The organism is Rahnella sp. PD12R (assembly GCF_019200965.1).
GTDB lineage: Bacteria > Pseudomonadota > Gammaproteobacteria > Enterobacterales > Enterobacteriaceae > Rahnella > Rahnella laticis.
In genome coordinates, this window is sequence record NZ_JAHTMS010000016.1 from 51267 (window position 1) to 77964 (window position 26698).

Genomic DNA, 26698 nt, shown 5'->3' on the forward strand with positions numbered 1-26698 from the left:
TGGCTTTCGAAATGATATGAGTATCTTCGAAAACAAACGGAGGCCAATATGAAAGATATTATCGAAAAACATAAGCAAGGCGAAAGCACCGGGATTTGTTCTGTCTGCTCTGCACATCCTTTGGTAATCGAAGCCGCCCTGCGGGAAGATCTCCGCACCAATCGTAAAGTGCTGATCGAAGCCACCTCCAATCAGGTGAACCAGTTTGGTGGCTATACAGGAATGCTGCCGATCGATTTTCGGGATTTCGTTCTCGCGATTGCGGAAAAAGTCGGATTCCCGGTGCAGCGACTCATTCTGGGAGGGGACCATCTGGGGCCAAACTGCTGGCAAAATGAAGATGCTGAAACTGCAATGTCTAAGGCAGAAGTGCTGATAGCCCAATATGTTGAAGCCGGTTTCAGCAAAATCCATCTGGACGCGTCAATGTCATGCGCAGACGATCCGGTTCCGCTTGATCCTTTTGTTGTCGCTCAGCGCGCAGCACGTTTGTGTCAGGTGGCCGAACGTGTAGCAACACCCCAACAGAAACGCTCGCTGACTTACGTCATTGGCACCGAAGTTCCGGTTCCGGGCGGTGAAGCTTCTGCTATCCAGCATGTTCATGTGACCGAGTCGAAAGACGCGCAAGCTACGCTCGAAATGCATCATCAGGCTTTCCGTGAAATGGGGCTTGAGGCGGCAATTGAGCGGATCATCGCCGTTGTTGTGCAGCCAGGTGTAGAGTTTGATCATAGCCGTGTGATCCACTATCAGCCGAAACTCGCTGCGGGATTATCGGCTTATATAACAACAACTCCACTGGTTTATGAGGCACATTCAACCGATTACCAAACCCGAGAATCCTATCGTCATCTGGTTGAGGATCACTTTGCCATTCTGAAAGTCGGGCCTGCGTTAACCTTTGCCCTTCGTGAAGCCGTTTTTGCTCTGGCGAATATCGAACAGGTGCTGATCGCCCCCGAATCCCGCAGCCAGATACTGACCGTGATCGACGGTGTCATGCTGGACGAACCGGTTTACTGGAAAAAATACTACAACCCGACATTCAGCCTTTCGCTGATCGACCTGCATTTCAGCCTTTCAGATCGCATTCGTTATTACTGGCCCAATGCCCGCATCAACCGGGCTATGGAAGCGCTGGTCGCCAATTTAAAATCAGTAGAAATCCCGCTGGGCCTGTTGAGCCAATATCTTCCTGCGCAATTTGAACGGGTGATGGTGAATAAACTGACCAGCGATCCTCACGAACTGATTATCGATAAAATTCAGGACGTTCTGCGCGCCTACCATTACGGCTGTTCCCCGCAACCCGTCAGCGCGGAGGCCTGCAGCAATGCTTAACTGCGAAATCTTCGTCAAAACAAATATTGCCTTCACGGATTATCTGGAAGCCTTGGCCCACATCGGAGAAAGCATGGTCAAAGCTGGTGTGGTTGAAAGCACCTATCCGCAGGCGCTGCTGAATCGCGAGGCCGAATTCCCGACGGGCATTCAGCTTGAAGAGCATGCAGTCGCTATTCCGCACTGCGAAGCCAGCCATGCCCGGAGCCCGGCTATCTACCTGATTCGCCCGGATGCTCCCGTTGAATTCTTTCAGGCTGATGATGAAGGCACCGTTCCTGCGTCTCTGATTGTGGCGCTTATCGTCACACATCCGTCAGAACAGCTGAGCTTGTTACGTCAACTTTTCAGTCAGCTACAGAAGCCGGAATTTTTAGAAAAACTGCTTACTGCGCCAGAAAATCAGCTGGCATCCCTCTTTGAGCAACAGGTTTTCTTACCGGCTGAAGAGAAAATTTCTCCCGTTTATATCTGAAGCCGTTACCAACCGAAGCACCTCCTCTACACCTTACTTAAAAACATTAAAACAAAGCATCAAGGAGCCTTACCGTGAAGCGAAAAATCATTGTCGCCTGTGGCGGAGCCGTTGCCACTTCCACTCTGGCAGCAGAGGAAATCAAAGAGTTATGCGCAGCACATAATATTGAAGTGGATCTCGTCCAGTGCCGCGTCACTGAGATCGAAACCTACATGGACGGTGCGCATCTGATTTGCACCACGGCCAGAGTTGACCGTAAGTTCGGTGCAATTCCGCTGGTACATGGGATGCCGTTCATTTCTGGCGTCGGCATGGATGCGTTGCGTGAGCAAATACTGACCCTGTTGCAGGAGTAAGCCATGTTTACCGAAATAATGCGCTACATCCTCGATCTCGGGCCGACAGTCATGCTGCCCGGCGTCATCATCATTTTCTCCCTGATATTGGGCATGAAACTGGGGGACTCATTTAAATCAGCCATTCACATTGGCATCGGCTTCGTCGGGATCGGTCTGGTCATTGGCCTTATGCTCGATTCCATCGGGCCTGCGGCAAAAGCGATGGCCGAGCATTTTGAAATCAACCTGCAAGTGGTGGATATCGGCTGGCCGGGTTCATCACCGATGACCTGGGCATCCCAGATTGCGCTGGTCGCCATTCCGATTGCTATCGGGGTGAATATCGTGATGCTGCTGACCCGCATGACACGCGTCGTCAACGTCGATATCTGGAACATCTGGCACATGACATTCACCGGCGCCATGCTGCATCTGGCAACCGGATCATACTGGCTGGGGATCATGGGCGTCGTGGTTCACGCGGCGTTCATCTACAAACTTGGCGACTGGTTTGCGAAAGATACCCGCGATTTCTTCAACCTTGAAGGCATCGCTATCCCGCACGGCTCCTCGGCTTATCTCGGCCCGATTGCCGTGCTGGTCGATACCCTTATTGAGAAAATCCCAGGCCTGAACAAAATCCACTTCAGCGCCGACGATGTTCAGAAACGCTTTGGCCCGTTCGGAGAACCCGTCACCGTGGGTTTTGTCATGGGTCTGATTATTGGTTATCTCGCCGGATATGACATCAAAGGCGTATTGCAGCTGGCTGTCAAAACGGCTGCCGTCATGCTCCTGATGCCGCGGGTGATTAAACCGATCATGGATGGGTTAACACCTATTGCACGCCATGCCCGTACACGTCTGCAAGCCCGTTTCGGTGGACAGGAATTCCTGATTGGTCTGGATCCTGCGCTTTTGCTCGGCCATACCGCCGTCGTCTCCGCCAGCCTGATCTTTATTCCATTAACGATTTTGATTGCGGTGCTGGTACCGGGAAATCAGGTTCTGCCGTTTGGGGATCTGGCAACAATCGGTTTCTTTGTGGCGATTGCGGTTGCCGTGCATCAGGGGAACCTGTTCCGCACGCTGATTTCGGGCTGCATCATCATGAGTATCACCCTCTGGATTGCGACGCAGACTATCGACCTGCATACGCAGCTCGCGGCAAATGCCGGTGCTCTCACAGCCGGTGGCCGGGTGGCATCCATGGATCAGGGCGGTTCTCCGATTACCTATCTTCTGATCCAACTTTGTACGCTGAAAAACATCGCGGGGCTCAGCATCATCGGCGTCATTTACGCCGTGGGTGTATTCCTCACATGGCGACGCGCCCGTAATTTTACCCGGGCTGAAAAACTGGCAGCGGCTGCACTGGCCAGCGCTTAACCCTCATCCAGGCGGAGGGTTACCTCCGCCTTAAGGAAACAATGATGCAATCTGTAGTTGTACATCAGGGCGGAACAATTACCGTCGAGGAAAAGGCAGATCCTGTATTAAGCGCGCCCGATGATGTGTTAGTTCGCGTTGCGTATTCCGGCCTGTGCGGCTCTGATATTCCGCGTATTTTCGCCAACTCTTCGCATTATTATCCGATCACGCTCGGCCATGAATTCAGTGGTTACGTGGTCAGTACAGGTGGCGAAGTTCATGATTTACAGGAAGGTGATGCTGTGGCGTGCGTTCCTCTGCTCCCCTGCTTCCAGTGTGAAGAATGCAAAAAAGAAGCCTACTCACAATGTAAGCACTACCAGTTTATCGGCTCCCGGCGCGATGGCGGCCATGCGGAATATGTGGTCGCGCCGAGAAAAAATCTCTTCCGGCTGCCGGAAAACGCTTCTCTGTTGCAGGGCGCATTTCTGGAACCGATCACCGTGGGTTTACACGCATTGAAACTGGCTGGGGGTTGTGAAGGCAAAGAAGTCGTCGTGATTGGTGCGGGGACGATCGGTCAGTTGATCATTCAGGTCGCAAGCGCCCTGGGTGCGCGTTCCGTGACCGCCATAGACATCAACCCCCAGCGGCTGGCGCTTGCTCTGGAAACCGGTGCTAGCCATAGCTTCAACAGCGCCATGCTGAACGCTGACGAAATCCGCCAGCAAAGTCAGGAGCGTCGTTTTAATCAGCTGATTATCGAAACCGCTGGCACGCCGCAAACCGTCGCGCTGGCTCTCGACATTGCGGGACCGAAAGCACAGGTCGCGCTGGTCGGTACGCTGCATAAAGATCTGACCCTGAATGTGGCAACCTTCAGCCATATCTTGCGTAAGGAGCTGACGTTACTCGGCAGCTGGATGAATTATTCCGCGCCCTGGCCCGGCAGTGAATGGCAACTCGCAACGCAGCTTTTCGCGGAACAGAAAATAAATCTGACACCGCTCATTGGTTGTCTTGGCGACCCGGAGGAATTTGTCAAAGAAGTTACCGCCCTGAAGGGAAAACCTATGGCGGGCAAAATCCTGCTGGATTTAACAAGGAGCTAAATTCATGTATCTGATCTCAAACAGAGAAATGCTGCTGGCGGCGCAGCGCGAAGGTTATGCGGTTCCGGCATTCAATATCCACAATATGGAAACGGTACAGGTTGTGGCCGAAACGGCGGCCGCGATGAGCTCTCCGGTCATACTCGCCGGAACGCCCGGCACATTCAGTTATGCGGGAACCCGGTACCTGATTTCGATATGTCAGGAAGCGGCACGGAAAAACCGTATTCCACTGGCACTGCATCTTGATCATCATGAGGAACTGGAAGACATCGCGGCGAAAGTCCGCTCGGGGATCCGATCCGTCATGATCGACGCCTCACATTTCCCGCTGGCAGAAAACATTGAAAAGGTGCGCGATGCGGTGCGTTTGTGCCATGCCTTTGACGCGAGCGTAGAGGCCGAACTCGGGCGGCTTGGCGGGCAGGAGGACGATCTGGTCGTTGAGGAAGGCGACAGCTTCTTTACTGATCCGGTTGTCGCCAGGCACTTTGTGGAATCCACCCGTATCGATTCGCTGGCAGTCGCCATTGGTTCAGCGCATGGCTTATATCTGGGCACGCCCAAACTGGATTTCCGCCGTCTGGAGCAAATTCGTCAACTGGTCGATATTCCTCTGGTGCTGCACGGCGCGTCCGGTATCCCGGATGACATGATCCATGAGGCGATTGCGCTTGGGATCTGCAAAGTCAATGTGGCAACTGAGTTGAAAATTGCCTTTGCCGATGCAGTAAAAGACTATTTTACAGCGCATCCTGACGCGAACGATCCGCGCAAATACATCGTTCCCGGAAAGCTGGCTATGCAAAAAGTAGTGGAGGAAAAGATAAAAGTCTGTGGCAGTGCTGGTCGTTTATAACCAGCATGAGATTTACCGCCTTCATGGATTAAAAGCGGAGGTTTTTTCTCCGCTTTTCAGCTCTTTGGCATCTCACCGGTTGCAGCCCAATCGCCATTCTGATTTTATGGAAAGCTCTCTGATAGTGAAATGGAAAAGATGATGACAACCCTCAACCACTTTGGTCAGCCCGTGGGCGACGCCCTTCCCGACTGGCAGCCTCGCGAACGTCCGTCACGCGTTCAGCTTAATGGCATCTGGTGTCGCCTGGAGCCACTGAGTTGCGAACGCCACAGTCAGGATCTGTTTAACGCCTGGCACAGCATTGATAGCGGCAGTGACTGGACCTACCTTTCCGTTGACCGTCCGGCGACGCAGGCTGAATGCGATCTGTTTATTTCGCAGCAGGTCAAAAGTGAAGATCCGTTGTTTTTCGCCGTGGTGGATAACGCCACAGGCCGCGCCGTCGGCAGCGTATCGCTGATGCGTATCGACCCGGTGAACGGCGTTGCGGAAATTGGTTGGGTAAACTGGTCACCACTGATGAAGCGCACGCGTTTCGGCACCGAAGCGATTTATCTGCTGCAACGTTATCTGTTCGATACGCTGAAATACCGCCGCTGCGAATGGAAATGCCACAGCCTGAATGAACCGTCTAAACAGGCCGCTTTACGCTTCGGTTTTCAATACGAAGGCACATTCCGTCAGGCTATCGTCCTGCGCAGCCATAACCGTGATACCTGCTGGTATTCCGTCATCGACAGCGAATGGCCGGAATCGAAAACGGCATTTGACCGCTGGCTGAGCGCCGATAACTTCTCTGCGGAAGGTCAGCAGAAGCAGCGTCTGGAAGAACTGCGTAAATAAAAAAATAGCCCGCGGAATTCACTGACGCGGGCACTTTCTTTGCATAGCAGATGTAAACAGCGAATTTACACGGCAGATTTAAACGGCAGACAGCAACGTAATATCCGGCCACGCATAAATGATATTTCGCGAACGCCAGAGCGGCCCGGCGTCAGTATATCGCCCTGCTTCGCGGCCACCCAGCGCACTGTAAAACCGGATTGCCGGTTCGTTGCCTTCCACTACGCCAAGTCCGGCGCTGCGATATCCCGCAGCAATAAGATGCTGAGCCGCTTTACTGATTAACCGTTTCCCGATGCCCTGACGCTTAAAATCACCGGAAACATACAGGAATTTAATTTCGGCCATCTCGCCAAAATCAGGGTTAGATGATGCCGAGGTCAGGCAAAATCCGGCCAGTCTTCCGTTAACTTCAGCCAGAAAAATACCCTGCCCGGCTGCGGGATGATCAAATTTATCCTGCCAGAAAACTTTACGGCGTGGCACATCCAGCGCAGCGAAGGCTTCCGCCGGGGCGAGCTCGCGGTAGGTTTCACGCCAGATAGCGACGTGCAATCCGGCGAGTTCATCAATATCTTCTGGCGCAGCTTCGCGCAAAGAAAAAGCAGGCACGGCGTCCCTCGTCATCAAAAAATCCGGTGGCAGAAAAGTCAGCTGAGTATAGTCAGGCTTTTTCTTCCCGCGCTAACAATGAACGCTTTCTTTCCACGCCCCAGCGGTAGCCGGAAATATTCCCGTCTGTTTTCACGACGCGATGGCAGGGAATGGCAACGGCCAGCAGGTTCGCCGCACAGGCACCGGCCACGGCGCGAACGGATTTTGGCGAGCCGATTTTGCGGGCAATATCGGCATAGCTGGCGGTCGTTCCGGCTGGAATATCGCGCAATGCCTGCCAGACGCGCTGCTGAAAAGCCGTACCGCGAATATCCAGTGGCAAATCCAGCCCGATTTGCGGCTGTTCGACAAAGCCGACGATCACGGCAATACGCTGCTCAAAATCAGGATCGCCGCCGACCAGTTCAGCTTGCGGGAAACTGTTTTGTAATTCAGCGATCAGCTTTTCCGGTTCATCGCCCAGCAAAATGGCGCAAATTCCGCGCTGACTTTCAGCGACTAAAATCTCGCCGAGCGCAGAGTGCCCGATGGCAAACCATACGCGAACATCACGGCCACCGGCGCGGAATGACTGCGGCGTCATGCCCAGCACCTTACCCGACGTTTCATAAAACCGGCCATCGGATGAATACCCGGCGGAGTGAACCGCTTCGGTCACTGTCGCCGCATCGGCCAGCTTTTCACGAACGCGGCGCGTGCGCTGCGCCTGCTGATATTCTTTTGGCGTCACACCGGTTTGGGCTTTGAATATACGATGAAAATGATAAGCGCTGATGCCGACTTCTGCCGACAACTGGTTCAGCGTGAGCATTTCGGTTGACTGTTCAAGCAGCCGGCAGGCCAGCGCCACGCGCTGAGCGTGAAACTGCGCCAGTGAAATAAGCCCCTGACGGCAGCGTTTGCACGGGCGAAAACCGGCCTGTTCGGCGGCTTCGGCATTGTCGTAGAATTCAATATTCTGCGGGTTTGGCTGGCGTGACGGACACGAAGGCGCGCAGTAAATACCGGTGGTTTTTACCGCATATACAAACTGGCCGTCAGCCTTCTCATCGCAACTGATAACCGCCTGCCAGCGCGGATCCTGCGCCTGATGACTTTCCGCACTTCCCGATACCGCTTCGTGACGAACTTGCGCTTTACCTGACATGGTCTGCCTCACATTTCCCGACTGGATGACTCACAGCTTATGCCGTGAAATCACCTTTCGCCCTCCGGCGCTTGCTTTCTCATTCCCCTCCCGTTTTCAGCCTCCAAAAGGCGCTGAAGGCGTATCAAGGATCAACTGATAAAAGGCCAGATCCAGCCAGCGGTCAAATTTCCAGGCGGCCTGTTTAATCGTTCCGGTGTGGGTAAATCCGTTCTTCTCATGCAACGCAATGCTGCCGCCGTTTGCCGCGTCGATCGCACCAATCAGTGTATGGACATCGCGCTCGCGTGCCGCGTCAATGAGTGCATTGAGCAACACTTTTCCCAGCCCTTTTCCACGATGATCTTTATGAATATAAATAGAGTGCTCGACAGAATATTTATACGCTGGCCACGCGCGAAACGTGCCATAACTGGCGAATCCCAGCAGCGTCCCTTCTTCATCCTCGAGGCCGATAACCGGGAAATTATTGATCAGTTTAGTGGCAAACCATGAGGTCATACTGTCGATATGGCGCGGTTTATAATCATACAAGGCCGTTGAAGTTATAATGGCATCATTAAAAATATCCAAAATCGGCACCGCGTGCTGATGTTCATTACAGGCAATCAGTTTCATCAGATTTCCCCCTTCGCTTCCGTTATAGTTTAATTTCCACTATAGTGGATTTAATTCCACAAAAGTAAACAACGGAACACCTAATATGTCAATCGACCAGTTGATCGCCACACGCCTGCAATCATTACGAAAAACTCAGGGGCTGAGCCTCGAACAGCTGGCCAGCAATTCCGGGGTCAGTAAAGCGATGATTTCGAAAATTGAACGGCAGGACAGCAGCCCGAGCGCCAGTCTTCTGGGGCGTCTGGCGGCCAGCCTCGGCGTGTCGCTGGCACAGCTGCTGTCAGAAGAAAACCCGCAGCCCGCCCCGCTGCGTCCGCGGGCAAATCAGGAAGTCTGGCAGGATCCGGATATTGGTTATATGCGCCGCCAGGTGACCGCGCATGAAGAGAATGGTGCGCCCGAACTGGTGGAAATTACCCTTCCCGCCGGAGCGCGCGTCAGCTATCCCGGCTGGCGTCAGCAGGCTTACAAGCAGCGTCTGTGGATGGTAGAAGGATCGCTGGAGATCCGTTATGGCGATGAAAACTACGCGCTGGCCGCCGGTGACGCGCTGACGTTTGGCGTCGATTTGCCTGTCACATTCAGTAATCCGGGTTCGCAGCCTTGTCGCTATTTGCTCGTTATGAGCGACAAATAGCGTCTGCGTTTTCGAGCAGCGCCAGTGCGCGATCCCGCTGGCGCCAGAAGCGTGTGGTCATCATCAGCCACATCTCGGGCGACGTATTTTCGCGGGCTGACGCCAGCTCCTGAAAGCCGGGAAACGCGCCGCCGCGATAACTCAGGTCATAGTGAAAATCATCAACCGAGCTGTAACGCAGGCGATGTAAATCTGCGATAACCCGCTTTAATTGCGGCTGCCAGACGAGTGGATCCGCCATCCAGCGTGTCGTCAGTTTCTCCAGTTCAGGCTGCAATTGTCTGAGTTTTTCAGCCACCGGCGCGAGGTCGAATTCCGGTGAAATAGCCGCGATAAGCTGTGTGAGGGAGTGCTGCAAACTTTCAAGATACGCCAGCGGATCCAGCGGCAGCACGGGCTGCGTCAGTAAACTTTCCAGCCAGTGCGCGTGGATTTGCGTATCGCGCCAGAGAATATTCAGATCCACCTTATCGTAAGTGTCCGCTTCCGTGTGCCACCACCAGCCGCCACCGCTGCCCGGTGACTGCGTCGTTTTTTCCTGAGGCACTTCGCGGAAGGCAAAATGCAGCGGTAAACCGCAGCCCCAGAATGACTGGTCGCCGCCTTTTCCCAGCGCGGTAATGCGCAGCGCCGGTTCACCGGTCACGGCTTCAACGGCGGTGTTTAAGAACGCGTGGGATTCAGAACCGCTGACATTCAGCACCACATTGACGGCGTCGAGACACCCCGGCGAATCCACGTTGATATGCGCCACACAATGTTGTTTCAGCTGCTGGCGGTAACGGTCGGCGTACCACGTAGAGCCGCCATAACGGGCATTGGAATGCCCCGGCCACCAGATAATCCGCAGCCCGCGCAACAGCGTCTCTCGCTGCTGATAAAAATGGATCGCCATCGCCAGGCACAGCGCATTGCCGGTCGCATTATCGGTCACGCCCTCATGCCAGGAATCGTAGTGGGAGGACAACAGCACAAACTCCGGGCTGCTGCCGGGAATATCCACCACCGGCATGCTGCATTCGGCGACGTGATAATTCAGCTGTGTGGCCATTTTCAACGCCATCAGCGGGGTGATCTGAAGCTCCGCTAACAACCGCTGGCCGTCCTGCCGGTTGACCGAAATCACCGGCAGGCGCGGATAACGTAAAAAATCATCCGGTTCCGGCGTGCCCCAGACCGGCCCGACCGTTTCTTCATGCAGTGCGGATTCCGCAGAACCCCAGATATGGATCAGCCCGAGCGCACCGGCGGCACACAGCCGTTGCACGTAATCTTCAAAGCCCTGACCGGCGATCACGATTTTGCCTTTTACGTTCTGCGCCCACGCTTTCCACTGCAGATCGGTACGTGGCGCGCAGGCCTCTGCGTCATAAAAAGCCCGCCCTTCCACGCCCTGCGGGCAATGCGCGGAAAATGAACGGGTTTTCGCTTCACAGCGCCAGCCGGGTTTGCCGGGCAATTCCAGGCTGCCGCACAGCGGATCGCTGAGATACAACGGGCAATGCATCAGGCGCGCATCCAGCCCCTGTTCCTGCAATAAAGACACCATGCGCTGCGCCGCCAGTTCAGCATCATCACAACCGGAAAGCCGGTGCAGCGAGGAAAACTCGTGCAACAGTCCGTCCATCAGCGGCAGTAAATGTTCACGAACCGGCGGACGCAGTGGCATTATTGGGCTTTCTCCTGCTGATGAACGGACATGTCCAGCGGGCCGAAATATTTCACTTTGATCTTCTCCCAGGTGCCGTCGGCCTTAATTTTTGCCAGCCCGTCGTTGAGCAACGCTTTGATTCTGGCGTCGTCTTTGCGCACGCCGTAGGAAGAGCCGATGCTGAATATTTTGTCGTCACGCACTTCCGGGCCGGTCAGCTCAAAGTTTTTCCCTTCCGGCTTATTGAGGAATCCGAAGGTCACGGCCACCGCCGGGCTCAGCGCGCCGTCTAAACGCCCGGCGACCAGATCCTGATAAATCGTATCCTGATCGGCGTAAGCCACCACATCGACGCCTTTCGGCTGCCAGAAGGTATTGGCGTACATTTCCTGAATCGATCCCTGCTGAACCGCAATGCGTTTACCCTGCAAAGACTCCGGCGTCGGCAACAGCGGGCTGCCTTTTTGCACCACCAGCTTGGTCGGGATATGGAAGACGAAATCACTGAAATCAATCACTTTACGGCGTTTTTCCGTCGCGCCCTGTGGCGAAATAAAATCGACTTTCTTGGCGAGCAGGGAAGGAATTTCGGCGTCAAAACTGCTGACCACGAACTCGCATTTCACTTTCATCACATCGCAGATGGCGTTGGTGATATCAATTTCAAAACCGGTCGGCGTCCCGCTGGCATCACGGTACTGGAATGGCGGATAGCCCATGTCGGCGGCGACGCGCAGGGTTTCACCGTCTGCGTGAGCCATCGCGCTGCCAAAGGTCAGTGCCAGAACGGCAGCCGCCAGTGTTTTTTTCATCATTATTCTGTCCTCTCTTCCCAAAGTTATTGTTTTGACTGCCAGTTTGAAAATTCTTCTCTGACTGCGCGGAGCTTTGTGTCGTCCTGACATAAATCGAGAGCCGTCATCGCCAGCGCTTTGGCGGCCTGTAACATGCCCTGCAACCCGGCTTCTGAACCGGCGGCAACGGCGAATTCCGGCGTGTGAGGAAGGACATCGCCGATACGGATATACGGGTGGATTGCCGCCGTAATCTGGCTGACGTTGCCGATATCGGAGGAACCGATGCCGCCTTTCAGCGGAGGCGGAACGACTTCAACGCCGATGGCTTCCAGGTTTTGCTGGAAGAATCCGGCCAGCGTGAGGTTGTTGTTGCGTTCGGCGTAGATCTGCCCCTCTTCGATTTCCAGCCGTGCGCCGGTCATCAGCGCTGCGCCGCGTGCCGCATCGAAGACTTTTTGCTTCACGGCGGCCAGCCCTTTCACGGTGTCGGCGCGCATCAGGAATTTTGCTTCGCTGTAGGCCGGAACGATATTGGTGGCGCTGCCGCCGTCGGTGATGATGCCGTGAACGCGCACATCATCGGTGAAAAGCTGACGTAACGCGTTGATCCCATTGAAAGTGTGGATGACGGCATCCAGCGCGCTGATGCCGTTTTGCGGCGCGGACGCCGCATGCGCTGCTTTGCCATAAAATTTAAAGACGGCATCAACACACGCCAGCCCGCCGCGCACCACCATAGTTTTATCGCGCGGATGGAACATCATCACCGCATCGGCATCGTCAAAAATGCCTTTGTCGCTGAGGATAATTTTGCCGCCGCCTTCCTCTTCCGCCGGTGTGCCGATCACTTCCAGCCTGCCCGTCAGAAACTGCGAAACCTGTTTCAGCGCCAGCGCTGCCGTCACGGAAGCCGTGCCGATCAGGTTATGTCCGCAGGCATGGCCCAGATTGACCAGCGCGTCATATTCGGCCAGTAACGCAATCACCGGCCCCGGTTTACCGCTGTTATAAGTGGCACGGAATGCCGTCGGCAAGCCGCCGAGTTCTTCTTCAATCTCAAAACCTGCCGCACGCAGGGGCGCAATCAGCGCCGCCGCAGAATTCACTTCTTCAAAACTGAGCTCCGGATTGGCATGAATGTTCAGCGCCAGTTCCGTCGCCTGAGCCGCCAGTAAATCGACGGCAGCGATAATCTGCGCCTTTTGTTCTTCTGTAGTGCAAACCGACATGTTTTATTCCCTGCGATGGTGCAAAGCCAAAAATTATTTTCTGACAGCGTGAATTGGCCGTTGCGTTGTTTTGCCTCTATGCCTTCCAGAAATATGGCTTTTAAGGATTCTGGTCAAATTGAGCCTTTTTATCTGTTGCCCTTTTTACGCAAAAATTATTTTATGGTGTTCGGCTTTGCGGGCAATAATCCGGGGAAATCCATGAACGAAAAAGACTGGCTGATTTTGCGCGCCGTATATCAGCATAAAAATATTACCCGCGCGGCGGAGCAGCTTTACACCTCGCAGCCCGCCCTGAGTTATCGCCTGCGTCAGATCGAACGCAAACTGGCTATCCGTTTATTTGAAGAAGGACAAAAGGGGCTGGTTTTCAGCGCGCAGGGGGAATACCTCGCGCAGCACGCGGTGACCGTGCTCAGCGATTTACAGCAACTGAAACTCAATCTGCACAGTCTGGATCAGGCGCAACAAGGGGAAATCTCTCTGGGCGTTTCCAGCAATTATGCGGCGTATCGCCTGCCGCCTTTGCTGAGCCAGTTTCGCCAGACGCATCCGGGGATCCGCGTCAGCCTGATGAGCGGATTCAGCGAGGATATTATTCAAAAACTGCTACGCGGCGAGATTGATATGGCGCTGGTGAAAGATGATTTTAACTGGAAGGAAGGTAAGCATCTGATTGAAGAAGATGATTATGTGCTGGTGAACAGTCAGGATTTTGATTTTGCGCTGCTGCCCCACATGCCGCAGATAAAAATCCATCACGGCGCGCACGTCACGCAGCTGATTGAACGCTGGTGGAATGCCAATTTCTCGCACGCGCCAAACATCACGATGGAAGTCGATAAACTCGAAGTGTGTATGGCGATGGTGGAGCACGGGCTGGGCTACGCGATTGTCGCCACATATTTACCGCTGCCGGAGCATTTTTACCGGCGGCCCGTCAGCGTCGATGGCACGACGGTGAAGAACCGCACCTGGCTGCTGCACCGCCATAACCCGAATGCCACGCCGTATATGCAGGCGTTTATTCATCTGCTACAGACGGCGCAACAAGGGCTGACGCCGCGCTGATCAGAGATCTAACGTGCCGTCGATCAGCGTACAGGTATCGCCGCCGATCCACGGCTCGCCATCCACGAAAGTGACCGTCACACGGCCATCGCGCTGAAGTTTTGTGCCCTGACGGACGCGGTAACTTTCGGCCATATGAGCGCCGTCCGGGAATCCCGCCGCTTTCAGCACCCGCGCCAGGCAGGCATTCGCGCTGCCCGTGACCGGATCTTCTTTCAGCACGCCGTCTTCGTCGATCAGTGCCCGCACTTCATAATCCGCCGGGCCGTTTTTATCGTGCAAACCGTAAACCGCAATGCCGTTCACGCCGAGGCGCGTTTGCAGCTCGCTGATAGCCGCTGCGTCAGCCGTAATATTCAGGCAATCCTGCGCACTTTCCATACGCACCACCAGCCAGATAATGCCCATGTCCGCCGCCACCGGCGTGACGTCTGCCTGAATTTTGCCACCGCGCAGCGCGGTCGCCAGCAATGCATTGTGCTCAGCCGCCAGCGGTTTCATCACCGCCGGAGGTGCAGAAAACGCCTGCCCGCCTTCGGCCAGCTGATTAACCTGAACCAGCCCGACGCCGCATTCCTGTATCAGATGGCCCGGATTTTTAGGCTTCAGCCCGCTTTGCAACAGCGCATACGCCGTGCCCAGCGTCGGATGTCCGGCAAACGGCAGCTCTTTGTCGGTGGTAAAAATACGTACGCGGTAATCGGCTTTCGGCGAAGCCGGTTTAAGCACAAAAGCGGTTTCCGCAAGATTGGTCCAGCGCGCCATGGCGAACATTTCGGCGTCGGTCAGCCCCTCGGCATCCAGGATTACGGCCAGTGCATTGCCTTTCAGCGGCTCAGCGGTAAACACATCAACTTGTTTAAAACGGCGCAGGCGGGTCATAACGGATCCTTTTGTTCATCTTTTGGAAACGGGCGAAGTGTCTGAGTCTATGAAGTTTTCTTTCTGTTTTCGAGAAAAATGTCAGCTTGCGGCGGCTGACCTATGCTTAAAGCACTTCACTGTCTTTTCTAAAACACATAAGGAACAGAAAGATGCCCGCGAAGGATTTGATTGGTATTGGCATCGGCCCGTTTAATCTGAGTCTGGCCGCCATGGCGAAGGATACCGCGAAACTTAACACGGCTTTTTTTGATGCCAACCCGGAATTCAGCTGGCATCCCGGCATGTTATTGCCGACAGCCACCATGCAGACCTACGTTTTGCAGGATCTGGTGACGACGGTCGCTCCGCGCAGCGAATTCTCCTTTATCAACTATCTGGTTGAACAGAAGAAAATTTACCGTTTTCTGGCGACGGAACAGCTGATCATCAGCCGCGATGAATTCTCAGATTATCTGCACTGGGCGTGTGACCGCATTCCCGGTCTGCATTTTTCCGAGCCGATTGAGCGTATTGATTTCGATGATAAAAAGCAGGAATTTGTGGTGCAGGGCGATAAAGGCGAGCACCGCGCGCGCAATATTTGCCTCGGAACCGGCCATGCGCCGTGGATCCCCAAACCGGCACGCGCGGCGCTGGGCGAAAACTGTTTCCACGCAGCTGAAATTGAATTGCGTGAACCGGATTTCACCGGCAAGCGCGTCATTGTGGTCGGCGGTGGCCAGAGCGGCGCAGACATTATTCTCAATGCGCTGGGCGGCCACTGGGGAGAATTCGCGGAACTGAGCTGGTTGTCGCGACGCCCGAATTTTCAGCCGCTGGATGAGTCGATTTTCACTAATGAATATTTCACGCCAGAGTATGTGAATTACTTTTACACCCTGCCCGAAGACGTGCGCGAGCAGGAGATCAGAACGCAGAAACTGCCTTCCGACGGTATCAGTTATCACACGCTGGAAGATATTTATAAGCAGCTGTATCACCGGTTTGACGTGTTGCATCAGCCGCGCAACGTGCGTTTACTGCCGCACCGCGCGCTGGATCATATCGTTCGCAACGCTTCCGGGGATTTCAGTTTGCAGGCGAAACACGGGCTGGAGAAATGCGAGGAACATTTCAGCGGCGATATCGTCATTCTCGCCACCGGTTATCGCCCCGGTTTGCCGGATTATCTCGCGCCAATGCTCGACAGAATTCCGTACGATCGCGAACAGCATTTACCGTTGCTGCCCAACTTCAACCTGCGCTGGGACGGCCCGGAGCAGAACCGGATTTACGCGGTGAATGCCGGTATCCACAGCCACGGCAGCGCCGAAGGCCAGCTGACGCTGACCGCGTGGCGTTCGGCTAGGATCCTGAACCATCTGCTGGGCGAACCGCATTATGATTTACGCCCGGTGCCGTCGCTGGTGCAATGGTGGTCCGGCGAATAGCAGGCATAAAAAAGCGGAGCACATGGCTCCGCTTTCATTTTCAACTCATCGTTTTATTTACACGTAGAAGTAGATCGCCAGAAAGTGGCAGGCGCTGCCGCCCAGCACAAAACCGTGCCAGATGGCGTGACCAAAACGGAAGCGTTTCGATGCATAGAAAATAACGCCCAGCGTGTACACCACGCCGCCCACCGCCAGCAACGTCACACCGCCCAAAGACAATTTGGTCGCCAGCTGATAAATCACAATCAGCGACAGCCAGCCCATGGTCAGGTAGGTGATCAGCGAAAGCACTTCAAAACGGTGTGCAAACGCCAGTTTGAAAATCACGCCAAACAACGCCAGACCCCAGATGACCGCCATCAGCCCTTTCGCCAGGGGAGAATTCAGCCCGATCAACAGGAACGGCGTGTAGGTTCCGGCAATCAGCAGATAAATCGCGCAGTGATCGAGTTTTTTCAGCCAGTATTTGGCTTTCTGATGCGGAATGGCGTGATACAACGTGGAGGCCAGATACAGCAAAATCATGCTGCCGCCATACAAACTATAACTGGTGATCGCCATTGCGCTGGCGTTTACGCTGACCGCCTGCACCAGTAACAAGACCAGGCCGACAATCCCAAACACCAGCCCGACGCCGTGACTCAGGCTGTTGGCAATTTCTTCAGCCCACGGATATCCCTGTGGTGATGACTTACCCATACGATGAGAACCCTCGAGGCAAAACAATAAAATAACGTTAATCCGGCGCTGTTTATAAATTACGCCGACAGGCAGATTAACTGAGAACGATTCCAGTGTACACCTGTACGCTTAAATTGAGTATTTCCTGATGTAACAGTCCCTTAGCCGGATCATCATTTCATTACACGAATGACTGGAATCCCTTCAATTCATTCACTTTGTTTATAATTTACCCGTATGACATTCTGAAGACAGCGCCATTTACCGCACCCAAAAACATGATTTTTTTACATCAACCGATTAAGGTGTACCGGAAATCTCTGATAATGCTCTTCATAATGCCGTCAATTTGACTAAGGTTTGACTATGTCCGTAGCAACTTCCCCGCTGAATTTTGGCGCAATGACCGAAGTTTTTCAGTTTCTGATGGAAATCGACAAGCTGAAAAGCGTGCAACGTCGCACAAAAGTGCTGGGCACCGAACGTCAGGAAAACTCTGCGGAACACAGCTGGCATTTCGCCGTTGCAGCCATGTCTCTGGCACCTTTTGCACCGGAAGGCGTGGATATCAATAAAGTCATCCGCATCGCGCTAATCCACGACATCGTGGAAATCGACGCCGGTGACGTCATCGTTTATGACCTCGCCGCCCGCGCTGCCGTTCACGATCAGGAAGTGATCGCCGCCAAACGCCTGTTCGGCCTGCTGCCTGCGCCGCTGAGCACACAATTTCTGGATTTGTGGAACGAATACGAAGCCGGAGAAACGCCGGAAGCGCGCTTTGCGCTGGTGATTGACCGCGTCATGCCGATGGTCATGAACCTGAATAATCAGGGTCAGAGCTGGGTAGAAAATAACATTCGTCTGGAACAGGTTCTGGCGCGTAATTCCTTTATCGCCGAAATCCACCCGGAACTTTGGCTGCATATCCGCAGCCATCTTGATAACGCCCACCAGCAGGGGTGGTTGAAGTAATTTTCCTGGCTCCTCCCCCTGCGAAGGGGGAGGAGTTATGCTTTTTGTAAATCTGGTAATAAACCCTGAATTATTAGCAAATTAATTATCGCAGTGCCCGGTTTTTGCCAGACGCACTGAGGGTTTTGAAACCACCCTCTTACCTTCGCTCTCGGCAGATTCACTCAAACCCGCGCCGCCAACGAATACGCCCATTTTTACATATTGTCTGACGAAGTAATTCCGGCCTGGTTCAGTGAAAATCGTTAAATCATTGGGTGAGAATTCTGACTCAGTGGAAATTTTATGATTCTGGCCGCCAGAGACCTGGGTGTAGAAAAATACTTTGTCGGCAGTTTCGCCAATACATTTCCCGTCAACATAGATATCTTTTTTAAGTGCCTTGCCAACAAAACTGTCACGATAAATATATAAGCCAGACATATTTTGTTCAGGTACAGGAAAACTTTTTGCCTGGGCAGATTCCTGTTGCGTTGCCAGAGGAACACTGGCGCAGCCGCTCAGTAACAGAGCGCCCAACAGAGAAACTGAAACGAGTATTTTTTTAGTATTCATTAAAACAGATCCTTATGTATAAAAATAAAAACAACGCCACTAAGAAAAATCCTAATGCCGTGTATTTATAATTGAACAAAAGTCCCCGCGTCATGAGAATAATCATGAAATTTATTGTTTAAAGGGAAATTACATCAGGGAGATTATTTATTGCTATGGACTTGCTCCTCCCCCTGCGAAGGGGGAGGTTGGGAGGGGGTATTGCAGGCTAACTCCTTGTCAAAGCAAACTTTAACGTTTTAATTTGACCTTAATACCCCACCCCAACCCTCCCCTTCGCAGGGGAGGGAGTTTAAGGCACTTTCAGCGCCGTCGAATCAACGTACGGTTTCATGATGGTGTCGGCATCTTTCTGCGCCTGTGCGGCGGCGGTTTCCGGGGTGACTTTTTCGTCGTTCACCAACGCTGCCAGCTGGTTTTCCATTGCCTGTCGAACCGCAACGGTTTCGTAGGTGGAATACCACGGATACGCATATTTCAGCTGTTCCAGCGCAATCGCAGCTCGCGGATCTTTTGCCAGATAATCTTTCATTTCCGGTGTGTCATAAGACGCCATACGCGGTGAAAAATAACCGGTAAAGCGGCTCCAGGCACCGTTCACTTTCGGGCTGACCAGATATTGCAGGAACTGGTACGCCGCTTTTTTCTGGTCGTCGGAAATCCCTTTAAAGCTCACCAGACTCGCGCCGCCGATGGTCACGCCGTTGCGGACTTTGGCAGGCATCATCGCCACACCCAGCTCGAAATCTTTGGTGTTTTCACGCATAAAGCCCAGCGCGCCGGTGCTCAGCATCGCCATCCCCAGTTTTCCGGAGAAGAACGCTGCGCTGATTTGTTTGGAATTCAGCACGCCGGAAGGCATCACTTTGTCGCGATAAACCAGGTTCTGCCAGAAGTGCAGTGCGCCCAGCGTGGACGGTTTGTCGTAATACACTTCGCCCGGATAATCCGCATTGTAATACTGGCCGCCGTTGGCGCGCACCAGCGCGGATAAAATCCAGCCGCCGTAATCATCGTTAGTCGATGGCAACATGATGCCCCACTGGCCTTTTGCCAAATCGGTCAGCTTTTTCGAATCTTCCAGCAGTTCGTCCCAGTCTTTCGGCGGCGCGGTGATCCCGGCCTTGGCGAACATGTCTTTGTTGTAATAGAGAATGGGCGTCGAGTTATGGAACGGAATGGCGTAAGTCACGCCGTTCAGCTGGGCGTTCTGACGCATGGCGGGCCAGAAATTTTGCGTCAAAAATGGCGTCGCTTTCTGGTCGCCGAATTTGAACAGTTCGTCCATCGGCAGGATTTCATTTTTGATTGCCAGATCCGCCGTAAAGTTGGCCGACATGATCACCAGCGCCGGGGGCTGCCCGGATTTCGCGGCGGCTTCGGCTTTCACTTTAGTGGTGTCGTAGTTGCCGGTGAAAATCCCGCGCACTTCGACATCATTCTGTGACTGGTTGAACTCTTTGATAACGCGGGTCATTTCCATGGTCAGCTTGCCGTCAACCGGCGCAGGGAACATGAAATCGATGTTTTCTTTAGCAGACGCCGTGCCTGCGGCAATGAAGCCGATGGCGAGCGTCAGCGCACTTATTTTACGCATTGTTGCATTCATGCGTTTACTCATAAAAAATTCTCCCGGTGCAGGTTTTGCTGGTTTTGGCCTGAAAAAAGATGAAGGTCGTGCAAAGAGAAATGCAAAGTGATGCGGTCGCCGGGTTGTGGAATATCCCCGGTATTTTCCCGCAGCTGGTTTTTACGGACATAACGGATCTTGCCGAGCGCGGTGTCGGCGTGGCAGAGATACTCCGCGCCGAGCAGTTCGCGATAGGTCAGCGTGGCCTGCAATTGCAGGCTTTCGCCGTCGACCGGGCGGTCGCTGATGTGTTCGGGTCTGATACCCAGATACACGTCAGTAAGCGCCTGCGCGTGGTCAGTTTGCGGCAAATGCACCGGCTGATTTTCGACGCTCAGCACGCCACCGGCACACGGCAGTAAAAACAGATTCATCGACGGCGTGCCGATAAAACCGGCGACAAACAGGTTGGCCGGGTGCGCGTAAAGCATTTCCGGCGCGCCGATTTGTTGCAGATGGCCTTTATCGAGCACCGCTATCCGGTCGGCCATGGTCATGGCTTCCATCTGATCGTGCGTAACGTAAACGGTGCTGGTTTTCAGTTGCTGATGCAGCTGCATAATCCCATCGCGCACTTCGGTACGCAGGCGCGCATCGAGGTTCGACAGCGGTTCATCCATCAGAAATAACTTCGGATCGCGCACTATCGCGCGTGCCATCGCCACGCGCTGACGCTGACCGCCGGACAATTTGCCCGGCTTGCGTTTAAGCAACGGTTCCAGTTGCAATAATCCGGCCACGCGATCGACCCGCGCCTGATGCTGATCTTTTGGCTCATTGCGCATCCGCATGCCGAACGTGATGTTTTGTTCAACGGTCATGTGCGGGAACAGCGCGTAGTTCTGGAAGATCATCGAGAAATTTCGTTCACGCGGTGCCTGCGCGGTGATGTCAGTTCCGTCGAGCAAAATACGTCCTTCGCTGACGTCTTCCAGACCCGCCAGCAGACGCAGCAAGGTGCTTTTGCCACATCCCGACGGCCCGACCAGCACCAGAAATTCGCCGTCGGCAATCTCCAGCGAAAGCTGATTCACCGCCGTACTGCCTTCAAACTGCTTGGTAATATTTTCCAGACGAATGCCAGACATCATTGATCATCCACCGGGCAACTGATTTGCGCGTCGTAAAGATACGGTCCCGGATATTGCGACAGCGGATGCAGATAACTGACCAGCCCGGTTTTATCCACCAGACGGTGCATCACGCAGGCCGCCGGTTCGAGGTTATAGAACGGCGCCGGATTGTGGTAATAGTACGGAACCTGATGCACGGTGCCGGGAATGGTGGTGATGATCGCCTGTTTGTACTGGGTGAAAATCAGGCGGTGCGTGTGGCCGCAGAACACGCGAACCAGCGACGGGAAACGGTCAATCAGCGCCAGCAACTGGTCGCCATTTTCACAGGAAATCGCGTCCATCTGCGCGGAACCGACTTTGACCGGCGGATGGTGCATAAACACCGCCGTCGGTTTATCACCGCCCTGCTCCAGCTGGCCTTCCAGCCACGCCAGCGTTTCCAGCGTCAGAAAACCTTTCGATTCACCGGCAAGGCTGGAATCCACAAACAGCAAACGCATCGGGAAATCGTCGATGGCATAACGCATGTTTTGCGGGTCGTTTCCGAGCTGCGGGCACAGCGGATGCAGCGCTTCCAGAAACTGCGCTTTGTCATCGTGATTGCCCGGAATAATAAACAGCGGATAACGCAGATTGCCCAGCGTGCGGCGCGCCACCTCGTATTCCTGCGGCAGACCGCAGTTAACGATATCGCCGGTGATCACCACCGCATCCGGTTGTTCTTCCAGCGCATTCAGCTGGCTGACCACTTCGGCGTTACAGCCGTTCACGTCGATAAAGTCATACAGTTTGCGGCCGTGGCTGCGAAAGTGCATATCAGAGATCTGAGCTAAAAACATGGAAGACTCCTTTATTTAATCCCCGAAAAACCGAAGCTCTTCAGGAACTGTTTCTGAAAAATAATGAACGCCAGCATCAGCGGAAGGCACACCATCAGCGTCCCCGCAGTAATTAATCCCCACTGACCGCCCGATTCTGCCCCCATCGCGAAGGACACCAGCCCGACGGTGAGCACCTGTTTGTCCGGGTCGTTCAGCACCATCAGCGGCCAGAGATATTCGTTCCAGTGATAAGTAATACTGACGGTCGCGAAAGCGAGAATGGCGGGCCATGACATCGGGATCAGCACGCGGAATACCACCTGCCACCAGCGGCAGCCTTCCATCAGCGCGGCTTCTTCAATTTCACGCGGGATACTGAGAAACGCCTGACGCATCAGGAACACGCCAAACGCCGACGCGAAGTACGGCATCATCACGCCGGTCAATGTGTTGAGCAGCCCGAACTGTTTGAGGATCATCATGTTCGGCACCATCATGATGACCGGCATGATCATCAGTTGGATGAGCAGCAGGTAGAACAGCGTCTGTTTGCCGCGAAATTCGTGATACGCGAAGACGTAACCGGCGGTGGTAATCGTCACCAGCTGAACCAGAAACGTGCCGAACGAGAAGAAAATGGTGTTGGCGTAAAGCCGCAGCCAGTCTGCGCTGTCCCAGGCATCACGGAAGTTTTGCAGCGTCAGCGGGAAACGGGGCAACAGCGAGGCCATATCCGGCCCGAAGCTGCTTTCGCTGAACGCCGACGACAGCATCCACAGGAAAGGTGCCATCCATAAAAACGCGGCGCAGAGCAGCAGAACCGGCAATGTCGAACGGCGGGCACCGCGCAGCAGCAGCCCGGAAGATCGCGGCACGGCGCGCGATTTTTGAGTCATCAATGTTTCAACGCTCATAGTGAGCCCCTCTTTCCAGTACGCGCAGATTCAGCATCGAAAAACCAAACAACAGCACCAGCGTCAGGAAAGTCGCCGCTGACGCTTTGCCTAAATCGTGCGTGTCGTTGGCGAGGCTCTGGATGTAATACAGCAACACCGTAGTAGCGTTATTCGGCCCGCCCTGCGTCATCACGGCGACGTGATCAATCTGGGTAATCGAGTAAATCAGCGCAATCGTGACCACAAAACTGATGGTCGGGCGCAGCAGGGGCAACGTGACATAGAAGAAAACCTGCGGGCGCGACGCCCCTTCCATCAGCGCCGCTTCACGGGCAGAAGCGGGAATCGACTGCAATCCGGCGAGGAAAAACAGCATGTAATACCCGGCAAATTTCCATACACCTATAACGCTCAGGGCAATCAGCGCGCTGTTGCTCATGCCGAGATAGTTGTTGTTCATCGGCCCGAACATTTTCGCCAGGTAGTAATCAAGCAGCCCCATGCCGGGCATAAAAATGAACAGCCATAGGGTGGCGGCGCTGACGAGAGGAATGATCATCGGGAAGAAAAACGCGGTACGCAGCCAGCGGTTCAGCGAGGTATTTTCCCACAGCGCAACGGCCAGCAGCAGCGCCAGCACGATGCCGGGGATCACGGTCATCAGGATGTAAGCCAGATTATTGAGCAGCGCACGCCAGAAAACGGAGTCCTGAACCAGACGCAGATAGTTTTGCAGACCCGCAAACGGCGGCGCGTCCGACGACAGACGGCTGTCAAAGAGGCTGTCCATCGCTGACTGGAATAAAGGGTAATAGGTGAACAGAAACAGAAAAATCAGCGTCGGCAGCAAAACAAGATAAGGGAACAACAAACGGCGCATTACAGGATACCGGTCAGCCAAATAAGGTGCCTATCCTGTCGGGAATGTGTGTCAGTTACATGGCGGTTATGTGATGGTTATTTGAATGAAAAATGAGCGAATGTTACTGAGCAAATAGGAGGAAAAGACCGGCGTATTGCCGGCCTTAAAATCATTAACCCTGAACTCACGACCTCGCCAGCGCGTTCCCGGCTTTTTCCGACAACTCAAACAAAGCAGGCAAAACATGCGCCGTGGCTTTGATGTACGCGCTCACCTGCGCCACACCTTCCGGCGGCAAAAGCTCTCCGCTTTCCAGGCCCTCGCTCAGACAGAGCAAACCATGGCAAAGGCCTTCGGCAGATTCAGAGGCGACCGCGCCAAGATCATAAAGCTGGGGTTCGGTGAAGTTGCTGAGATCCATATCGGAAATCAAAGTGCGAAAAGCGGTGATGGAGTTTTCAGGGTATTGGGTTTCGGTTGTTGTCATGATGATCATTCCATTACTAGATTTAAGTTTCATCACGCCTTCAGGTTCCAAACTAAAGGAGTGACTCAGACAGGTTTGGAACTCCGGATCTAGCGACCGGCCAATCATAAAGATTGCCCTGCCTGAGCCACGAATTGAAGTGTGCACGTAGCCGCTGAAAAAAAACAAGTTTTTTCAGTTCCAGATAATCGGAGTTCCAAGTCCGGCTACGGATTTTGCCGCAGCGAGGTGACTATATTCCGATGATTTTGCCAATGAAACAGACTGTATGGATTTACAGGAAGTTACTTTGGTATTTGGAAGGCGTCTCGCAGGAATGACTCCTGTTCCCTCCCCTGCGAAGGGGAGGGCTGGGGTGGGGTATTAATGGCGAATTCGAAAATTGAGCTTTGTGCGGGCTGATCATTCAGTGAAATATCAAACCACACCAACACCCATCCTTTCCCGTGCTTCTTCATAGGTCGGCATCGATGCCGCAGCCCCTGCTCTTTCCACACAAACAGATGCGTACGCGGAGGCAAATTGTGCGGCTTCGGAGAGCGTGGAACCGGCGGCGAGTTGCGAGGCTAATGCGCCGTTGAAGGCATCGCCTGCGCCGGTGGTATCGACCGGTGTGGCCGGGCAGGCGGCGATGATCTGCGTTTCGCCATTCACGGAGAGCAGCGCGCCCTGCGTGCCGAGCGTGACGATCAGTGCCTGAATGCCTTTGGCGTGCAGCGCGTGGGCGGCGCGCTTAGCGGATGGAATATCGTGAACCTCAATGCCGGTCAGCAATGTGCATTCAGTGGCGTTGGGCGTGAGCAAATCGACCTGCGCCAGCAGGTGGTCGGAAACCGGCTGGAACGGCGCGGGGTTGAGGATAATGTACGTCCCGTTTTCCCTGGCGATGTTGATCAGCTTTTCGATAGCCGGAAGATTATTTTCCAGCTGCGTCAGCAGGATATCGGCGGCGGCTACCGCCGGGCGGCATTGTTCGACTTCTTCGTCGGTGACCGTCAGGTTCGCGCCCGGATCGACCGCTATCATGTTTTCCGCGTCCGCACCGGCGACGTAAATCAGCGCATTACCGGTCGGGCATTCGCTGGTGGAAAACAGCGTGACGGCGTCGAAACCGGCGTTGTCGAGGTGGCGGCGGGCGAACATACCGAAATCATCACGCCCGACTTTTCCGATGTAATGCACCCGCGCACCGGCGCGCAGTGCGGCAACCGCCTGATTCGCGCCCTTTCCACCCGCGCCCATCATGCTGTTGCGTGCAATCAGGGATTCTCCCGGTTTGGGGAAACGCGCCATGCCAGCGACGATGTCGAGGTTGAAAGAACCAAATACGCATACCTTGCCTTTTTTCATGCCTCTCTCCTGAAAGAAAACGGTCGTGACTGCGACTGAAAAACGCGTTGTGCGGCCAGACAGGCGCCGCGGCAGCCGGTCTCATCGGTGACGGCGCTGAAGTGGATCTTCAGTCCGTTCGCCGGATACGGGCTGCGCAGATGGCTGCGCAACTGCTGTTCAAGCTGCGCCAGCGGGAAATTCTCCATCGCCAGCACACCGCCGCCGAGCACCAGATATTCCGGGTCCAGAATGTTCATTTCACTGGCGACCGTCCGCGCCAGACGCGCTACAAATTCGGTTAAATCCACATGTTCTGCGTGACGCACAAACAGTTCGGCGAACGGCGTTTGCGGTGCGTGCTGCCGCGCCCAGCCGGTCAGCCAGTTGCCGGACGTCAGCGTTTCTACGCACCCGGTTTTGCCGCAAGGACACAACAGCGGATTGCCTGCCAGCGGAATGTGCCCTAGCTCGCCCGCACCGCCATGTGCACCATGATAAAAATCGCCGTTAATCCACAAACTGTTGCCCAGACCGGTGCCCAGATACAGGCCGACGGCGACGTCCGGCAGCGCGTCGTGCTGAAGTAAATCCCACCACATCAGATGGTTAACGTCTTTATCCATCGTCACCGGCAGATGCAGCCGCTGCGCAAGCTGCTCCGCGACCGGCTGATTATCCAGCGCGGAAATAAACGGCAGCGATAACACGGTTTGCCGGTCGCGGGATAAGATCCCCGGCAAACCGAGCATCACCTGTGCCACCTGATGATGCGGATCCTGCGCATCCAGATACCCGCGGATCAGTGCTTCCAGCCCGCTCAGCGGGTCACTTTGCCCTGCCCAACTTTGTGTCGGGGTTTTGTGGTAGCCGCGAAAATTTTGCTGGCTGTCCATCAGCATTAAACGGGTATTGGTGCCCCCGACGTCCACTCCAAGAAAATGCGGCATAC

At 54.3% G+C, this 26698-nt stretch carries 28 protein-coding genes; 11 read left to right on the forward strand and 17 right to left on the reverse strand.

The window, feature by feature from the left end; all coding sequences use genetic code 11:
- Nucleotides 1–48 precede the first annotated feature (48 nt).
- From gatZ to KWG64_RS23250, 7 genes are all read left to right on the forward strand, one after another.
- Nucleotides 49–1344 (forward strand): tagatose-bisphosphate aldolase subunit GatZ, encoded by a 1296-nt coding sequence (gene gatZ / locus KWG64_RS23220; RefSeq protein ID WP_218523265.1) that lies wholly within the window; start codon nucleotides 49–51, stop codon nucleotides 1342–1344.
- Entirely contained in the window at nucleotides 1337–1819 is a 483-nt protein-coding gene (gene gatA, locus KWG64_RS23225; protein ID WP_195813908.1) for a PTS galactitol transporter subunit IIA, read from the forward strand. Before gatZ ends, gatA begins: the two co-directional genes overlap by 8 nt.
- Before the next feature lie 74 nt (nucleotides 1820–1893).
- Complete coding sequence (gatB, locus tag KWG64_RS23230) at nucleotides 1894–2178, forward strand: PTS galactitol transporter subunit IIB (RefSeq protein WP_195813907.1); 285 nt, start codon at nucleotides 1894–1896, stop codon at nucleotides 2176–2178.
- A gap of 3 nt (nucleotides 2179–2181) precedes the next feature.
- On the forward strand, nucleotides 2182–3549 hold the full coding sequence (locus tag KWG64_RS23235; RefSeq protein ID WP_195823710.1) for a galactitol-specific PTS transporter subunit IIC: 1368 nt from the start codon (nucleotides 2182–2184) through the stop codon (nucleotides 3547–3549).
- A 44-nt stretch (nucleotides 3550–3593) separates the two neighbouring features.
- A complete protein-coding gene (gatD, locus tag KWG64_RS23240) occupies nucleotides 3594–4643 on the forward strand; it encodes a galactitol-1-phosphate 5-dehydrogenase (RefSeq protein ID WP_218523295.1) in 1050 nt (349 codons plus the stop codon).
- Between the two features lie 4 nt (nucleotides 4644–4647).
- Nucleotides 4648–5502, forward strand: coding sequence for a tagatose bisphosphate family class II aldolase (locus tag KWG64_RS23245; protein ID WP_195823712.1), 855 nt, complete (start codon nucleotides 4648–4650; stop codon nucleotides 5500–5502).
- A gap of 141 nt (nucleotides 5503–5643) precedes the next feature.
- A complete protein-coding gene (locus KWG64_RS23250) occupies nucleotides 5644–6348 on the forward strand; it encodes a GNAT family N-acetyltransferase (protein WP_195823992.1) in 705 nt (234 codons plus the stop codon).
- 78 nt (nucleotides 6349–6426) lie between these two features.
- On the opposite strand, the gene KWG64_RS23255 is transcribed toward KWG64_RS23250, so the two are convergent.
- The 3 genes from KWG64_RS23255 to KWG64_RS23265 form a co-directional block, all read right to left on the reverse strand.
- Nucleotides 6427–6975 carry a GNAT family N-acetyltransferase gene (locus KWG64_RS23255; RefSeq protein WP_255562279.1) on the reverse strand — a complete coding sequence of 183 codons (549 nt, stop codon included), beginning with the start codon at nucleotides 6973–6975 and terminating at the stop codon, nucleotides 6427–6429.
- 37 nt (nucleotides 6976–7012) lie between these two features.
- Nucleotides 7013–8110, reverse strand: a complete 1098-nt coding sequence (gene ada / locus KWG64_RS23260) for a bifunctional DNA-binding transcriptional regulator/O6-methylguanine-DNA methyltransferase Ada (RefSeq protein WP_218523266.1) — start codon at nucleotides 8108–8110, stop codon at nucleotides 7013–7015.
- A gap of 96 nt (nucleotides 8111–8206) precedes the next feature.
- Nucleotides 8207–8728, reverse strand: a complete 522-nt coding sequence (locus KWG64_RS23265) for a GNAT family N-acetyltransferase (RefSeq protein ID WP_218523267.1) — start codon at nucleotides 8726–8728, stop codon at nucleotides 8207–8209.
- An 85-nt stretch (nucleotides 8729–8813) separates the two neighbouring features.
- Here KWG64_RS23265 and KWG64_RS23270 point away from each other — a divergent pair, with 85 nt between their 5' ends.
- A complete protein-coding gene (locus tag KWG64_RS23270) occupies nucleotides 8814–9368 on the forward strand; it encodes a helix-turn-helix domain-containing protein (RefSeq protein WP_218523268.1) in 555 nt (184 codons plus the stop codon).
- On the opposite strand, the gene KWG64_RS23275 is transcribed toward KWG64_RS23270, so the two are convergent.
- Genes KWG64_RS23275 through KWG64_RS23285 form a run of 3 tightly spaced genes read right to left on the reverse strand, consistent with a single transcriptional unit; the run spans nucleotide 9352 to nucleotide 13045 of the window.
- Nucleotides 9352–11037, reverse strand: coding sequence for a M28 family peptidase (locus KWG64_RS23275; RefSeq protein ID WP_218523269.1), 1686 nt, complete (start codon nucleotides 11035–11037; stop codon nucleotides 9352–9354). The two genes, KWG64_RS23270 and KWG64_RS23275, sit on opposite strands and share 17 nt — an antisense overlap.
- On the reverse strand, nucleotides 11037–11834 hold the full coding sequence (locus KWG64_RS23280; RefSeq protein WP_218523270.1) for a transporter substrate-binding domain-containing protein: 798 nt from the start codon (nucleotides 11832–11834) through the stop codon (nucleotides 11037–11039). The genes KWG64_RS23275 and KWG64_RS23280 overlap by 1 nt, the downstream gene beginning before the upstream one ends.
- Before the next feature lie 23 nt (nucleotides 11835–11857).
- On the reverse strand, nucleotides 11858–13045 hold the full coding sequence (locus KWG64_RS23285; RefSeq protein ID WP_218523271.1) for a M20 family metallopeptidase: 1188 nt from the start codon (nucleotides 13043–13045) through the stop codon (nucleotides 11858–11860).
- A 201-nt stretch (nucleotides 13046–13246) separates the two neighbouring features.
- Between KWG64_RS23285 and KWG64_RS23290 the strand changes: the two genes are divergently transcribed.
- Nucleotides 13247–14116: a LysR family transcriptional regulator gene (locus KWG64_RS23290; protein ID WP_218523272.1), complete on the forward strand. Its 870-nt coding sequence runs from the start codon at nucleotides 13247–13249 to the stop codon at nucleotides 14114–14116.
- On the opposite strand, the gene KWG64_RS23295 is transcribed toward KWG64_RS23290, so the two are convergent.
- Nucleotides 14117–14998 carry a PhzF family phenazine biosynthesis protein gene (locus tag KWG64_RS23295; protein WP_218523273.1) on the reverse strand — a complete coding sequence of 294 codons (882 nt, stop codon included), beginning with the start codon at nucleotides 14996–14998 and terminating at the stop codon, nucleotides 14117–14119.
- A gap of 152 nt (nucleotides 14999–15150) precedes the next feature.
- On the opposite strand from KWG64_RS23295, the gene KWG64_RS23300 reads away from it, so the two are divergent.
- A complete protein-coding gene (locus tag KWG64_RS23300; protein WP_218523274.1) occupies nucleotides 15151–16431 on the forward strand; it encodes a lysine N(6)-hydroxylase/L-ornithine N(5)-oxygenase family protein in 1281 nt (426 codons plus the stop codon).
- A 57-nt stretch (nucleotides 16432–16488) separates the two neighbouring features.
- Here KWG64_RS23300 and KWG64_RS23305 read toward each other — a convergent pair whose 3' ends face one another.
- On the reverse strand, nucleotides 16489–17133 hold the full coding sequence (locus tag KWG64_RS23305; protein ID WP_195813897.1) for a hemolysin III family protein: 645 nt from the start codon (nucleotides 17131–17133) through the stop codon (nucleotides 16489–16491).
- 348 nt (nucleotides 17134–17481) lie between these two features.
- On the opposite strand from KWG64_RS23305, the gene KWG64_RS23310 reads away from it, so the two are divergent.
- Nucleotides 17482–18090 carry an HD family hydrolase gene (locus tag KWG64_RS23310; protein ID WP_195813896.1) on the forward strand — a complete coding sequence of 203 codons (609 nt, stop codon included), beginning with the start codon at nucleotides 17482–17484 and terminating at the stop codon, nucleotides 18088–18090.
- 81 nt (nucleotides 18091–18171) lie between these two features.
- Here KWG64_RS23310 and KWG64_RS23315 read toward each other — a convergent pair whose 3' ends face one another.
- From KWG64_RS23315 to alsK, 9 genes are all read right to left on the reverse strand, one after another.
- The gene (locus KWG64_RS23315; protein ID WP_218523275.1) at nucleotides 18172–18645 is read right to left on the reverse strand and encodes a DUF2846 domain-containing protein; all 474 of its coding nucleotides are present in this window, start codon (nucleotides 18643–18645) and stop codon (nucleotides 18172–18174) included.
- 292 nt (nucleotides 18646–18937) lie between these two features.
- Complete coding sequence (locus KWG64_RS23320; protein WP_218523297.1) at nucleotides 18938–20242, reverse strand: ABC transporter substrate-binding protein; 1305 nt, start codon at nucleotides 20240–20242, stop codon at nucleotides 18938–18940.
- Between the two features lie 20 nt (nucleotides 20243–20262).
- Nucleotides 20263–21363 (reverse strand): ABC transporter ATP-binding protein, encoded by a 1101-nt coding sequence (locus KWG64_RS23325; protein ID WP_195823995.1) that lies wholly within the window; start codon nucleotides 21361–21363, stop codon nucleotides 20263–20265.
- On the reverse strand, nucleotides 21363–22190 hold the full coding sequence (locus tag KWG64_RS23330; RefSeq protein WP_218523276.1) for a phosphodiesterase: 828 nt from the start codon (nucleotides 22188–22190) through the stop codon (nucleotides 21363–21365). Before KWG64_RS23330 ends, KWG64_RS23325 begins: the two co-directional genes overlap by 1 nt.
- A gap of 11 nt (nucleotides 22191–22201) precedes the next feature.
- Complete coding sequence (locus KWG64_RS23335; protein ID WP_101075372.1) at nucleotides 22202–23086, reverse strand: carbohydrate ABC transporter permease; 885 nt, start codon at nucleotides 23084–23086, stop codon at nucleotides 22202–22204.
- Entirely contained in the window at nucleotides 23076–23948 is an 873-nt protein-coding gene (locus KWG64_RS23340) for a carbohydrate ABC transporter permease (RefSeq protein ID WP_195823722.1), read from the reverse strand. Before KWG64_RS23340 ends, KWG64_RS23335 begins: the two co-directional genes overlap by 11 nt.
- A 166-nt stretch (nucleotides 23949–24114) precedes the next feature.
- Nucleotides 24115–24417 carry a hypothetical protein gene (locus KWG64_RS23345; RefSeq protein WP_217154009.1) on the reverse strand — a complete coding sequence of 101 codons (303 nt, stop codon included), beginning with the start codon at nucleotides 24415–24417 and terminating at the stop codon, nucleotides 24115–24117.
- Between the two features lie 417 nt (nucleotides 24418–24834).
- On the reverse strand, nucleotides 24835–25767 hold the full coding sequence (rbsK, locus tag KWG64_RS23350; RefSeq protein WP_101075368.1) for a ribokinase: 933 nt from the start codon (nucleotides 25765–25767) through the stop codon (nucleotides 24835–24837).
- Nucleotides 25764–26696, reverse strand: a complete 933-nt coding sequence (alsK, locus tag KWG64_RS23355) for an allose kinase (RefSeq protein WP_195823723.1) — start codon at nucleotides 26694–26696, stop codon at nucleotides 25764–25766. The genes rbsK and alsK overlap by 4 nt, the downstream gene beginning before the upstream one ends.
- Nucleotides 26697–26698: the final 2 nt, after the last annotated feature.